Annotated in this window: 10 protein-coding genes and 4 pseudogenes; 7 read left to right on the top strand and 7 right to left on the bottom strand. The window is 67.6% G+C overall.

Going from position 1 to position 12,684, the window contains the following annotated elements; all coding sequences use genetic code 11:
- Positions 1 to 318: 318 nt before the first annotated feature.
- Positions 319 to 690: pseudogene (locus tag AC07FT_RS12270) on the top strand (PucR family transcriptional regulator); the annotation flags it as partial.
- Positions 691 to 955: 265 nt separating this feature from the next.
- Here AC07FT_RS12270 and AC07FT_RS12265 read toward each other — a convergent pair.
- The gene (locus tag AC07FT_RS12265; protein WP_479176134.1) at positions 956 to 1,252 is read right to left on the bottom strand and encodes a hypothetical protein; all 297 of its coding nucleotides are present in this window, start codon (positions 1,250 to 1,252) and stop codon (positions 956 to 958) included.
- Positions 1,253 to 1,991: 739 nt separating this feature from the next.
- On the opposite strand from AC07FT_RS12265, the gene AC07FT_RS12260 reads away from it, so the two are divergent.
- Positions 1,992 to 2,465 (top strand): DUF6233 domain-containing protein, encoded by a 474-nt coding sequence (locus AC07FT_RS12260; protein WP_479176132.1) that lies wholly within the window; start codon positions 1,992 to 1,994, stop codon positions 2,463 to 2,465.
- Between the two features lie 127 nt (positions 2,466 to 2,592).
- Complete coding sequence (locus AC07FT_RS12255; protein WP_479176130.1) at positions 2,593 to 3,078, top strand: hypothetical protein; 486 nt, start codon at positions 2,593 to 2,595, stop codon at positions 3,076 to 3,078.
- Between the two features lie 7 nt (positions 3,079 to 3,085).
- Here the strand turns inward: AC07FT_RS12255 and AC07FT_RS12250 are convergent.
- The 5 genes and pseudogenes from AC07FT_RS12250 to AC07FT_RS12230 all read right to left on the bottom strand — a co-directional run.
- Positions 3,086 to 3,420, bottom strand: a pseudogene (locus AC07FT_RS12250) (transposase); the annotation flags it as partial.
- A 336-nt stretch (positions 3,421 to 3,756) separates the two neighbouring features.
- Positions 3,757 to 4,998 carry a PP2C family protein-serine/threonine phosphatase gene (locus AC07FT_RS12245; RefSeq protein WP_479176230.1) on the bottom strand — a complete coding sequence of 414 codons (1,242 nt, stop codon included), beginning with the start codon at positions 4,996 to 4,998 and terminating at the stop codon, positions 3,757 to 3,759.
- Positions 4,999 to 5,050: 52 nt separating this feature from the next.
- Positions 5,051 to 5,821, bottom strand: a complete 771-nt coding sequence (gene istB, locus AC07FT_RS12240) for an IS21-like element helper ATPase IstB (protein ID WP_479176228.1) — start codon at positions 5,819 to 5,821, stop codon at positions 5,051 to 5,053.
- Positions 5,822 to 5,868: 47 nt separating this feature from the next.
- Positions 5,869 to 7,401: a Mu transposase domain-containing protein gene (locus tag AC07FT_RS12235; protein WP_479176128.1), complete on the bottom strand. Its 1,533-nt coding sequence runs from the start codon at positions 7,399 to 7,401 to the stop codon at positions 5,869 to 5,871.
- A gap of 188 nt (positions 7,402 to 7,589) precedes the next feature.
- Positions 7,590 to 8,443: pseudogene (locus AC07FT_RS12230) on the bottom strand (IS110 family transposase); the annotation flags it as partial.
- 399 nt (positions 8,444 to 8,842) lie between these two features.
- Between AC07FT_RS12230 and AC07FT_RS12225 the strand changes: the two are divergent.
- The 4 genes and pseudogenes from AC07FT_RS12225 to AC07FT_RS12210 form a co-directional block, all read left to right on the top strand.
- A complete protein-coding gene (locus AC07FT_RS12225; RefSeq protein ID WP_479176126.1) occupies positions 8,843 to 10,042 on the top strand; it encodes a SpoIIE family protein phosphatase in 1,200 nt (399 codons plus the stop codon).
- A gap of 202 nt (positions 10,043 to 10,244) precedes the next feature.
- Positions 10,245 to 10,703: an SRPBCC family protein gene (locus AC07FT_RS12220; RefSeq protein ID WP_479176124.1), complete on the top strand. Its 459-nt coding sequence runs from the start codon at positions 10,245 to 10,247 to the stop codon at positions 10,701 to 10,703.
- 64 nt (positions 10,704 to 10,767) lie between these two features.
- Positions 10,768 to 11,004 (top strand): DUF5133 domain-containing protein, encoded by a 237-nt coding sequence (locus tag AC07FT_RS12215; protein WP_479176122.1) that lies wholly within the window; start codon positions 10,768 to 10,770, stop codon positions 11,002 to 11,004.
- A 141-nt stretch (positions 11,005 to 11,145) separates the two neighbouring features.
- Positions 11,146 to 11,650: pseudogene (locus AC07FT_RS12210) on the top strand (IS5 family transposase); the annotation flags it as partial.
- Between the two features lie 547 nt (positions 11,651 to 12,197).
- Here AC07FT_RS12210 and AC07FT_RS12205 read toward each other — a convergent pair.
- Positions 12,198 to 12,482 carry a hypothetical protein gene (locus AC07FT_RS12205; protein ID WP_479176120.1) on the bottom strand — a complete coding sequence of 95 codons (285 nt, stop codon included), beginning with the start codon at positions 12,480 to 12,482 and terminating at the stop codon, positions 12,198 to 12,200.
- Positions 12,483 to 12,684: the final 202 nt, after the last annotated feature.

Here is a 12,684-nt window from a genome sequence, read left to right as displayed (position 1 = left end):
TGGATGACGTGTCAACGGCGGACGAGGTGGAAGAACGCCTCCGATGGTCACAAGAACACTCCACAATCGACACAATGCCATCAACTCCGTAGCTCGGCGGCCGGGGTTCTCGGCGCAGCGGGCAGGGCCGGAGTGTCCGCGGGTTCATGACCAACGGATGGCCCGCCACCAGTGGTGCGATCCCATCAGGCGCGGTGATGCCTCATCAGGCCGACAGGGCTCAACCATTGATTGCCGCCTTCCCGCAGTGGTGGCTACGCTCCCGCATGCCGGACGCCGTCAAGGGTGCGTCAGCGGCACATCAGAAGAGGGGGCGGAGTGACCGAGCCGGAGACGGCGCAGCGCTATCTGGAGGGCTACGCGGAGATCCTGGCCGAGGTGTCCGTCACCGGGCGGCGGCTCACCCGGGAGGAGCTCGACCAGCGCCGTGCCCTTGGGGAGCGGGCTGCCGATGACGGGCGCAGTCTGCGCAGCCTCGTGCGGGATCACCTCGCCGCCACGCGTGCTGCCTGGCCCGGCGGTCCGGGCTCGACCGACAGTGTTCTCGCCGCGGTGGAACAGGCCGTCGACGCCTTCGCCGTGGGGTATGAGCGGGCGCAGCGCCTGGCGGTACGTGAGGAGGAAGCCGCCCGGCGTGAGTTCATCGACGACCTTCTCTACGGGCGCAGCGATCTGGGGCGGTTGGCTGAACCGGGGCCAGCCCACGTCTTTGCCCCGCTTCAGAGTTGACCGAGTTCTTGAACCCCTTGTAGCGAACGCCGAACGCGAAGCGGCCGAAGAGCAAGGACCCGTCGTGCGCATCGTCGTGCAGTTCCTCGGCGAGTGCGATCGCGCGATAGACCGGTTCGATGACGACCCTCTCATCGTCGGTGCCGCCCAGCGGTTGGCCTTTGACGACCTTGCTTGCGACGCGGTAGCGGGTCAGACCGGGGACGGGCTCCTCGGGCGGGGCGGGTCAGCCGCCCCGCAGTTCCATCGGCTCACTCGCCCTCATCCCAAAGACCGCGGTCAGAACGATGATCACGGCTGTGCGGACGATCCCGATCAGCGCGACGGCCTGGAGCCGGTGCAGCGGCAGGGTCCAGGCCAACGAGGACACGCCGTCCGCCGTGGTGACCTCGGAAGCCTGACGGGCGAACATCTTCTCCACTCCCACCGAGGCGAACGCCGATTCCAGCGGCCCGCGCAGGTCCGGGAACCATCTCGACCAGAACTGGCTGCCGGCCTGCCGGGCCAGGACTCCGGTGGCCACCGACAACAAGGGATCGTCCGCAGACGACCTGAGCGGCGGCGCGTCCCGTTGCGGGGCTCTGTTCGCCGACAACCGTGCCGTCCTCGTCGAGCACGTAGCGGCGATGGACCATGCATACCTCGCAGATCTGCGTACTGATCTGCTGCAGACTCCCGACAGCTTGCTTGTCCAGCCAGGCAAAGAGCCTGGGGAGCTCGTGTCCAGCCGTCCCGCGCAGCTGCGCAGGTGCAGGGCCATGCGGTGATGCCTGGGCAGGGAGGCGACGGCTGGACGGTCCCTTCACACCCAGCAAACAGCTAAGGGCCGCCGCGAAACCGCCAATCCTGATCAACAACGGCCGGAAAATACCGGCCCCCATGAAGCACCCTCCTACACCTTCCCCCCGGTATCACTCTTTCGGGGGCCTCTTCACTCACCGCAGCCCGAAGCCTGTAATTTCCAGGTTGCGAACCCTCCAGGGCTGAGGACGACTCGGGACGGGGGCGCCGCGCCGACGGTCTGATCGAGATTCCTTGCAGGTTCAAGTTTCCGTCGCCCGAGTGCCCATTCTCCGAACAGGGATCTTGACCTGAGAGTGTCGACAGGGACAGCGTTACGCAGGATCTGACAACCCCCAGAGCGCCCGACAAGCGACTGACGAAACCTTTCCGGCACCCCTTGGGATCGATCATCTAAGCGAGTGAAGCGGCTGCGCACCCCTGATCAGGCCCCGCCCCAGTAATCGAACTAGAATCGAACGGTGAACGAGGAGGATGAGTGGAGGTCGAAGGCCGGGCCGTGGGCGCGGGCGACGCTGCCGGACGGCCAGGAGCTCGACGTCGTCGTCACCTCCCGCCACCGCTCACACGACGGTGCCTGGTGGTACGAATGCGAAGCCATCCTCCCGGCCCGGCACGAAGCAGCCGACGGCGCCACCAAGCCGACCGGCGCGCCCACCCCGATCAGCGTCCAGGCCGAGCGGATCACGCCCATTCCTGGTGAGGACTACTCGGCGCTGCCGACGGAGGGAGCGGTGGCGGGCCGCCAGTGGGTGCTGCAAAAGATCCACCAGTACAGCGAAGACTCCCCCTCCCGACGCCTGCACCGCCGCGACTGCTGGCAAGCCCAGGACAGCCACACCCGCATCACCACCCAGCAAGCAGCCGAACTCTGCGTCGACCGGAAGGCCGCGATCTGTGATATCTGCCGACCTGACCGAGCCCTGAGACTCTGACCCCTCCTTCGGCGGTGCCACGATAATGATCGTGTTCATCGTCGGCCTCGCGCTCGGGGGTGCCCCTTTGTCTTTGGTCAAGGGAATCGGGAGTGCGTTGGGTCGGCGGTCCGGGCAGCATGGCGGGGTGACTGATCTGCTGTGGGATGACGTGAAGTGCTTCTTCAACCCCGATCTGATGGGGTCGTTGCCGGACGTGCGTGTCCCGAATGCCTCGGTGGAGGACTGGCAGTCAATTCTCGATCTTGTCGCGGAGAAGGGCTGGAAGTGCCAGTACTCCGAGGGAGAGACAGTACTTCCGGTTCCTCGGGCGGAGGCCGTCCTGTCCCGCCTGGCGGATGTCGAGTGCCCGAACCTGCGGGTCTGGACGACGGCCGATGTGTTGGCGATCTTCCGGTTTCATGCCGCCGCTGAAGTCGACTTCGACGTCGACCTGCGGGAGTTGCAGGGCCAGGGTCGACTTGATGTGTTCTGCGGCTTCCTCCGGGAGATCGGGCGGCGGCTGGGCAAGCCCGTGCTGATGGAGCCGGAGGGCGACTATGGCCACCCGGTGCTCGGCTTCGATGTCGAGGCCGAGCAAGTCGTTCTCTTCGCAGACCCGCAGGTCGGGTGAGTGCGGCCGACGGCTGCGGTTCGTAGAAAGTTCTGTCGCGGAGCGTCGCGGACAGGACGTCGGCCCGGCGTCTGGCGAGGTAGAGCAGGGCTTGGGTGTGGTGCTTGCCCTGGGCGATCTTCTTGTCGTCGTAGGCCCGCGATGCCGGGTCGCCCAGGGTGGCGAACGCGGAGAAAGGGCCTGTTTGAGCTGCTTGTTTCCACTCCAGGAGGGCTGTTCGCCGCGGATCGAGGAGCCAGAGCTGCGGGTCGCGGGGGCGAGCCCGGCGTATGCGGCGAGGTGGCCGGCGGTGGGGAAAATGCTGCCGTCGCCGACCTCGATCAGGATGGGTGCCCCGGTCCTGTTTTCGACAGGGTGAATGAGGGCCACTTGGGCAGTGGGATCGAGAGCCGCGTTGCTCCATTCGTGGTGGGGATGGGGGCGACACAAGTCCATGATCGGCAACGAGATTGAGAGCCAACCCGATCGGGTGGCTTCTGGTTGTGGCTGCGGGCTCGGGTGTGCTCGCGGAAGCAGCGGGTGTGGAGCCGGATAGGCTGATGTTCCCGGGTCCCCTCGGGCCGTGTCCCTGACAGGCACGGCTCGTGAGGGCCCGGCTCCGTGTGAGCGCGCTGCAGTCGACCGGGCTGCGGGGCTCGTTGCCTCGTCGGTTCCGTCAGTGGTGGTGCGGGTGTCGGATCACTCCATGGTGGCGAGGTGGTCGGCGGCGCCGCCGCGCCACTCGATCAGGAAGAGCGTCGCGTCGTCGCTGGTGATCCCGCCCCGTTCCTGCTTCAGGGCGTGGGACAGGGAGCGCACCACCGCGCGCACGCCTTCCTCGGTGTGCTCGATGCGGCTGACCCAGTTGATGAGTTGTTCCTCGCCGAACTGCTCGCCACCGGCTCCGCGCTCTTCGATGAGGCCGTCGGTGAAGCACAGTACCCGGTCGCCGCGTTGGAGTGTCTGCTCGCTGACCTGGGGCTCATCGCCGCCGAAGCCGACCGGCAAGGTGGTCGGGCTGCGCAGTTGCTGGACGACCTCGTGATCGCGGATCAGCAGTGGCGCCGGATGGCCCGCGTTGACCCAGCGGAGCTGGCCCGTTGTGATGTTCAGGCGCATCATCTGCGCGGTGACGAAGTGGTCGGGCCCGAACTGCTCGGCGATGGCCCGGTCCATGAACGCGTAGATCTCGGCCAGGCCGATGCCGGCGCGTCGGGCGTGCCGGTAGGCGCCGATGGCGACGGTCGCCATCGTGGCGGCGTCCAGGCCGTGGCCCATCGCGTCGACAATCGCGATGTGCAGGGTGTCGTCGTTGAGGGCGTAGTCGAAGCTGTCGCCGGCGACGGCATAGGCGGGCTCGAGGATGCCGGCGACCGCGACCTGCGGGACGGACATCGCCAGCGGCGGTAGCAGGGACCACTGGAGCTCCGCGGCCACGCTCATCGGCTCGCGGCGCCGGACCAGGAAGAACTGGTCTGTGTAGTGGTGCTTGGTGACCAGCATGTCGGCGACCAGGCCGGACAGCCTGCGCAGCAGCCGCCGGTCGTCGTCATCGACGGCGTCCAGGGTGAGGGCGAGCACTCCCACCTGGTCGCTTCCGTCCAGCAAGGGCAGGAACATCCGGACGCCGCCGGTCTGCGGCACCTCGACGGGGGTCGCACGCAGGAAGGCCGTGCCGGCGTGGGAGTCACCGATCGGCTCGGGCTCGCCGACGACCAGCTGCCTGCCGGGCAGCGGCACCAGATGCAGCTGCCCGTAGTCCTGCAAGAGGATCGAGACGTCCCGGCCACCGACGTGGCTCACCTCCTCCGCGATCAGCGGGGCGATCAGCTGCGGCGGCATTTCGTGCGCGCGGTCCAGCAGCACTCCCAGCAGCCGCTCGCCGAAGCCTTCCGAGCGGTCCACCGCGCCGTTGTCCGGCTGTCGCTCACCTTCCGTCATAGCCATGACCTTTCCATCCCGCTGGCCTCATTTCGCATGACAGAGGGGCGATTCACCGGGCGGGGTGGTGTTCGGCTTCTGTGGCCTGGAGTCGGTAGGACTCGGTGCCGGTCTGGACGAGGGTGCAGCGGAAGGTGATCCGGTCAGCGATGGCCGCGCAGAGCCGGGGCTCGTTGAAGATGGCCTCCCACTCGTTGAACGGGGAGTTCGTGGCGACCGCGGTCGCCTTGCGTTCCTCCCGCTCGGTGAAGATCTGGAACAGCAGCTTGGCGCCCTTCTTGTCCAGGTCGAGATAGCCGAACTCGTCCAGACACAGAAGGTCGACTTTGCTGTAGCGGGCGATCACGGAGGACAGACGCTTGGCGGTGGCGGCCTCGGCGAGCTCGTTCACCAGCGCGGCAGTGGTGGTGTAGCGGACCGACAGGCCGGCCTCGGCGATCGCGGTGCCGATCCCGATCAGCAGGTGGCTCTTGCCGGTGCCGCTGTCACCGATCAAGACCAGGGGACGGCCCTCCTGGACCCAGGCGGGATTCTTCAGCTCGCCGATGATCTCGGGTGAGACGTGGGGATTCTTCTCGAACCGGAAGTCCTCAAGCCGCTTCGGCCGGGGAAACCGCGCGGCCCGGATCAACCGCTGCTGGCGGCGAAGTTCCCGGTCCTCGCGTTCGAGCTGGAGCAGATCCAGCAGGAACTGCTTGTAGGTCAACTGCTCACGGCGGGCGGTGGTGGCCACCTCGATGAACCGCTCGCGCAGAGCCGGCAGCCGCAGGTCCCGGCAGGCTTCGTCAATTGCGGCGTCCTGTGGATCGCCGGGCAGCGGCATCCTGGTGGCTGGGACCTCGGCCGCGTGCCGCTCGGTGGTGGTGGGGGTCATGCGCTGGTGCCCTTCTGCGGCGTCGTCGCCGTACTCCTCGAGGCGGTGACCGGCTTGAGCAGCCGGTCGTACTTGCTCATGTCCGGCAACCCGGGCCGCAGGTCGGGCGGCAGCCGCTTGGTGTGCAGGGAGATCACCTTCGCGCCATCACCGGATGTGCCCTCACTGCGGTCGCCGCCATCCTGGTCGAGCGGCTCTTCGCCCTCGTCGTCCGGCTCGGCCTCGGTGTGCTCCAGGGCCTTGCGGGCCTCAATGGCCACCAGGTCGGTGCTGACCGCACCGACCCGCAGCACCCTGGACATCCCGGCGATGACCGCCTCGGCGGGCAGAGCCCGGTGCAGCAACAGCACCTCGATCAACATCTGGGTGCCCTCGCGGTTGCCGCACTTCCGCTTCGCCGCGGCCCAGAACGCCTCGTGCATCTTGGTGAAGACGCCTTCCGCGCGGGCCTGAGCAAGAGCTGCGGCCCCGGCGAACGCGCCCGGCTTGACCAGCAGGATCTCCAGGTAGTGGTCGAGGATGTCGTGGTAGGTGTAGCGGCGGGTCAGCCGCGGATGGCGGGCGACGACCTTCCTTCCGTCGAAGATCCACACCTCGTTCGCCTTCAGCCTCACCCGCACCTTGGTACCGATGAACCGTGCCGGCACCGAGTAGTAGCTCTGGCGGACGGTGACCCGGCCGTTGCGGTGGACCACCGGCGTCAGGTCGATGCCGGTGTCGTACTCGTCCGCCGGCAGCGGCCCAAGCGGCGGCCGTTCCTGTTCGAAGTCGAAACCGACCGAGGTGGGCCGGCCGTGGATGTGGCGGGCATCCTCCTCGGCATCGATCGCCGCCAGGCGCTCGTTCAGCTCCGCCAGGGACTCCGCCTCCGGCGGCGGGACCAGGTGCCGCCGCCGGAACCTGCCACCCTCGTGCTCCACCCCGCCCTTCTCGTGGGCGCCGGCCTCTCCCGGGGCGCAGTAGAAGGGCGAGAAACCGTACCAAGATCTAAAAGCGGTCCATCGCGCCGACTCAGTGCGGGAACGGCCGAACAGCACCTGCTTCACCGCAGGCTTGCGCCGCTGCCCGGCCAGGTCCACCCACACGTCCGCGAAGTCGACCTCGGCCTCTTCCCCGGGCCGTTTCGCCTGCGGCACCGTGCCCTCCAGGAACCGCCGTCCCTCACGGGCCTCCAGCTCGACCTCAGGCCGGCGCTTGCGCACGTAGTCGCGGATCGTGGAGTACGACGCCTGCTCGAAGTCCCGCTCGGCCGCGAGCCGCTGCAGGATGCGGTTGATCGTGTGCCGCTGCTTGCGGGGTGCCTGGGTGTCCTCCCGCAGCATTTCGTCGATGAAGCTCTCCACCGGCTTCAGCACGCTGATCCTGGGCGCAGGAGGCTTCCGCACCGGTGGCACCGGATGGTTCAGGGCCTTGACGACCGTCTTGCGCGAGACCCGGTACCGCTGGGCCAGCGTCCGCTGCGACACCGTCGGATCCAGCCGTCGGTCCCGACGGATCCGTTCGAAGATCCACTCACGCGATCTGTACACGAAAAGGTCTCCTGACACGACCTTGATCAACGCGCACAGCGTGACCGGCCAAACAGCCCAAGACCCCTATTACGCCGAAAGCGGCATGCCACACACGATCAGACCGGATGGTCCCCATTCTCGTTGCCCAGACCGTGGTCCCCAATCTCACCGCCCGAGTGGTCCCCCTGCACCCTGTCGAAAACACCGGTCCTGACGCCCACTCCCGGCATCGACGTCAGGACCGTCGAAAGAGGGTGGGCGTCCACGAGTTCCTCGATCCGCGCGGCCAGCAGTTCGCGCTGGTCAAGGACGGCGGCCAGCGATCCGGCGAGGCTCGGGACGATCAGGGCCACCGCCTCGGTGCCCGGAACGGTGAGGGTCTGCTCGTCCAGAGCGTCGAAATCTTCCTCGACCAGCCGTTCGGCGATCCTCGGCGCTTTCGGCCGCAGCAGGGCGAGCCGCCACCGCCCGGCCTTGCGCATCTGGGCGGGCGCTCCGAACCGTGTCAGCAGCGTGAGGACGGCCGAGTGCTGCGACCGCGGTCCCTGGAGCCGTTCCAGCGACGGGTGGATCTGGGACAGCAGACCGTGTCAGCCGGTTGGCGACCCTGGCGGCCTCGCCGGCCAGGTCGTCGTCGAAGCCGACGATCACTCCAGCTCGGCGATCGTCACGTCCTCGTTCTCGCTGTCGACCGCGCGCAGCGTGTGGGGGCATCGCGCGGGCCGCGTCCGCGATGATGAACGTGTCCCTCGCGTCGGTCTTGGCCTCGCCCGGGTAGAGGTCGATCCGCGCATCGTTGATCCGGGCAGGTAGGCGACTGGGCAGCCCATGTCTCTAGCGACCGCGAGCAACAGGGCTCCGATCGAGGCCGGCTGGTCGACTACGACCAGCACCCTCCGTGCTTGGCCTGGCGTTTCGCGAACGGCTCGCGGAGCTCGGGCTCGGTGTGGGGCAGCCGCTTGTCGAAGGCTTACTTGCCGGCCGGTGTGACAGCGGTGGCGTGGTGTTCGCCCTTGCCGACGTCCGGGCCGAGGAAGACGTCGATGTCGCCGGTGCTCACGTGCGGGCCCCTCCATCACGCTTTCGTCCTGCCTTGCCTGGACACCGAGCTGCCACATCCACGTTACGGAGAGCTCTTCCGGCTCGGGTGAAGCCAGTGCTCAAGCCCCTCATCAGCGGTCCGTCACTGCCTCCGGGCCCGGTGACGCCACCCCCGGATCATGAACAACAAAACGGGGAAGTCATGCCGGACCCGAAGGCCGGCGGCCTCATTGCGGAGCCACAAAGACGGTAGCGGGGGCCGCGGTAGTGGGGGGCGGCCCGCGCGTACGCGATGCGCATCACCTGGTCGTAGCGTGCGTGATCTTGATGGGCCCACCACACACCACCTGGGTGCGTTCGCTTCTCGCGAGCACGGCCCGGACACTGCGGGTGGACACTGGGCATCGAGGAGGCTCTCGTGTCGGTTGAGCGAATCGGGCTGGGCGAGGTTCTGGCTGCTGCGGAGGACGCCGCGCCGGTCGAGTCGCTCGACGTCGTAGCGCGCCACCTGCGCGAGAGGTTTGACGCACGGTTTGTATCTTTTCTCTTGGTCGACATTTTCGGGCGCCAGGTGGTTCGGGTCGGTGAGGACACGGCGTCCCAGCAGGGGCGCCGGGCGGACCAGATCCCTCTGGCAGGGAGCATCTACGACGAGGTGCTGCGCTCACAGGAACTCAAACGGGTATCGGAGGGCGGAGGCGGGCAGCGGGTACTTGCTCCGGTCACCAACCGCGGCGACACCATCGGCCTCCTGGAGCTGTTTCTCCCCGAGGCGACCAGTGAGGTCCTGGAGCAGATCGAGGAGACCGCACATGCGCTGGCGTACATCATCGTCACCGACCGCCGCTTCACCGACCTCTACCACTGGGGCCAACGCACCTCCCCGGTCACTCTGGCGGCCGAGATCCAGCGCCAGCTCCTGCCCTCAGCCCTTTCCTGCGAGGCTGCCGAGTTCGCTCTCGCCGCAGCCCTCGAACCCGCAGACACCATCGCCGGTGACACCTACGACTACACCCTCGACTACGACACCCTGCACCTGTCCATCACCGACGCCATGGGCCATGACATCGACGCCGCCCTCATGGCCACCCTCCTGGTCAACGCCTCCCGCGGCGCCCGCCGCGCAGGAACACACCTCGCCGAGCAAGCCCGCCAGACCCACCAAGCCATCCTCGACCATGGCCCGCACACCTTCGCCACCGGCCAGATCGTCCGACTGGCCCTGGACGGCACCAGCGCCCAGCTCATCAACGCCGGCCACCCCCGCCCACTGCGCCTGCGCGGCGGCACCGTCACCGAGGTGCGGCTGGAGGCCGACCTGCCCCTTGGCATGGCCGGGCAAGCCGCCTACCGCGTGCAAAACCTCGAGCTGCGCCCCGGAGACCGCCTCGTGCTGTACACCGACGGCATGCAAGAACGCCGGGCCCGGCACGTCGACCTGCCAGGCCTCGTTCGCGACACCTCCGCCGACCACCCGCGCGAAGTGGTCCGCACCCTCACCACCGCCGTCCTTGACGCCTGCAGCGGACACCTTCAAGACGACGCGACCGTCCTCTGCCTGGACTGGCACGGACCACGCACCAGCGGCCGCCACGCCGAGGCGGACGCCGACACCTGACCTCCACGTCCGGAGCGCGGTCAGCAGTCCAGCCCCGACGCATCACCACCGACCGGGCCATCAGGCCGCATGCCGTTCAAGACGTCACCCTCTGTGATGCCTTCGTTGCCGGCCGAACCTCGCGCTGCACCGCTGACCAGGACCGTTTTAGGCGCGCGCTGCCCGGCAACCCGGGGGACCCATCTGTGGAAAGGAGTCTGTGATGAGCACTGTGCGGGAGTCCGTCGAGGTAGAGGTGCCGCTGCACACCGCCTACAACCAGTGGACACAGTTCACCGAATTCCCCCAGTTCATGGAAGGCGTGGACGAGATCACCCAGCTCGACGACCGCCACAATCACTGGAAGACCTCCATCGCCGGGATCCAGCGCGAGTTCGACACCGAGATCGTCGACCAGCTCCCCGACGAACGCATCACCTGGCGCACCACCTCCGGCGACATCCAGCAGCGGGGCATGGTGAGCTTCCGCCGCGTGGACGACAACCACACCAAGGTCGATCTGACCATGGAATACGAACCCGCCAAAGCCGTCGAGAAGGCCGCGGACATGACCGGGACCGTCGATCGCCGTGTGCAAGGTGACCTGCACCGGTTCAAGGACTTCATCGAACGCCGCGGCGAGGAACAAGGCGGCTGGCGAGGCCGCATCAACCCCACCTGACCACCGGCATCCACCGAAGAGGTCCGACACAACGATAAGTTCGCCGTGCGCGGAAGGACTCCTCATGCTGACAGCTCATCCCGCCGTTCTGGCCGACCTCATCACCCGGTACGAGGCGTTGCGGACGCTCCAGATGAGTGGGGGCTGCTCGGATACACAGCTGAAACTGAATGATGTCTCCTACACGCTGTGTGTGATCATGGGGACACAGGAGGTGAACGCGGCCTTGCAGGCTGCCCACCGCCAGCTGTCCCGCGGCCATGCCGAAGGTGACTCGGTGACTTCCGGGGAGGCGGCCTGACGCCAGGCCGAAGGTACAGCCTGTGGTCGCCCAGGCACCGGCCATGTGTGAGGGTTGATTCAGCGGCCCAGGGCTTTGCCGAGCTGGTCCTTGGGTCGTGGAAGACCGCCCTGCGATGTCTTTCTTCGTGACGCGACCCGTTCCGGCGAGCCCGCCGATCACGCGCTCGGACGGTCACGCGGGGGGGCTGAGCACCAAGGTCCACCTGGCTGCGGACGGCGGTGCGCGACCGTTGGCTTTCACCGTCACCGCGGGCCAGAGCGGTGACGCACCGGTTTTCGAGACGGTGATGTCCCGCATCCGCGTGCCTCGCCGCGGCCCCGGAGGGCCACGCACCCGGCCCTTGACCGTGCTGGCCGACCGGGCTTACTCCTCTCGCGCCATCCGCAGCCACCTGCGGCGCCGGGGAATCCGAGCGGTCATCCCCCAACCGTCGGACCAGATCGGCCACCGCCTGCGGCGGGGCCGCCGAGGCGGCCGCCCACCCGGCTTCGATCCCAAGGCATACAAGCAGCGCAACGCCAGCGAGCGGTGCATCAACCGGCTCAAACAGTGGCGCGGCCTGGCCACACGAACCGACAAGCTCGCCATCGCCTACCAGGCCGGACTCCACGTCGCCGGCATCCTCATCTGGACCCGACGCAGACCAAAGAGACAGAACCTAGCGACCGCGCTCCTTCGTCGCCGAAGCCGACTCGGCTTCACACGTGTGCGGCTCTTGCTCCGTCTCGCGGGTCTCCTACCGGCGCTTCTGCTGCTCGCTGGCGCCTGGTGTGGCCGGCACCAAGATCAAATGCCTTGTCACCGGGTCGACGGCGAAGAGCAGATGGGGGCCGATGCCGACTGACCAGAAAGGCCGGGACGCCACCGGAGACGGTCAGTGACCTCATCGGGCGCCCTTGCCCCGACTGGGACTCAAATCTCCCCAAAGCCGCGTGGAGAGGGTGCTGGCCCCCTCCCGGGTGCCGTCCCTGAGGGGCTCTTCGGCCTCAGCCGTCACCCGGCCGGCCTGCCGAGCCAGTGCTGCGGTGAGCAGACGTCGCTACGTCCGTCGACGACCACGTCTTGCGTCAAGACCACGGCACACTCCCCTCCCTTTTCACTCCCCTACATACACGAGGGAGAGGAGCTGCTGCGAGAGGGAGATGAGCCTGCCTCACCGGCATACGTTTTGTGCTGCCCTCGGGACCCTGCTAAGCGGTGTCTGTCATCTGCCGCTTCCGTTCTCCGTTCGTGTGCGCCTTGCCCATCAGCGAGCCCTCTTCCTGCTCGTAATGCGACAGGGCGAGGCCAAGGCCGAAGAACGTGGGCGCCCACTCGCCGACGTAGATGCCCCAGCGGTCAGCGCGGTCGAGTCCGACGCCGGGCTCGGCCCGCAGCGACGTGGCCCACGTCAGCATGGAAAGTCCGATGGAGGCAACAGCGGCGGTGTAGGCGTGCTCGCTGCGCAGGCCCATGTCGTGAAGTTTCTTGATCATGACGGTGGTTCCTTAGGGAGTTCCCCCCTCTGGGCTCCTCTCCGGGTTCCCGCTGCCCAGCGGGTGACGCGGAGCGGAACCACATTGCCCAAAGGCGTGTGCCGCCCGGATCCAGGGCTGGACCGAAAGGCCCGCTCAGCTCAGCGACCGGAGCGTTGACAGTGCTGATCCGTCTCATGTTCCTAAGGCATCGACGCCCCAA

The organism is Streptomyces sp. NPDC045899, from assembly GCF_056431485.1.
Note: the sequence above shows the minus strand (reverse complement) of the source record. Positions and strands in the feature narration are given on the sequence as shown.

Coding starts and splice junctions, on each gene's coding strand:
- AC07FT_RS12245 (WP_479176230.1), bottom strand. CDS start 4,998: ATGACGGAAGGTGAGCGACAGCCGGACAACGGCGCGGTGGACCGCTCG.
- istB (WP_479176228.1), bottom strand. CDS start 5,821: ATGCCGCTGCCCGGCGATCCACAGGACGCCGCAATTGACGAAGCCTGC.
- AC07FT_RS12220 (WP_479176124.1), top strand. CDS start 10,245: ATGAGCACTGTGCGGGAGTCCGTCGAGGTAGAGGTGCCGCTGCACACC.
- AC07FT_RS12215 (WP_479176122.1), top strand. CDS start 10,768: ATGCTGACAGCTCATCCCGCCGTTCTGGCCGACCTCATCACCCGGTAC.
- AC07FT_RS12205 (WP_479176120.1), bottom strand. CDS start 12,482: ATGATCAAGAAACTTCACGACATGGGCCTGCGCAGCGAGCACGCCTAC.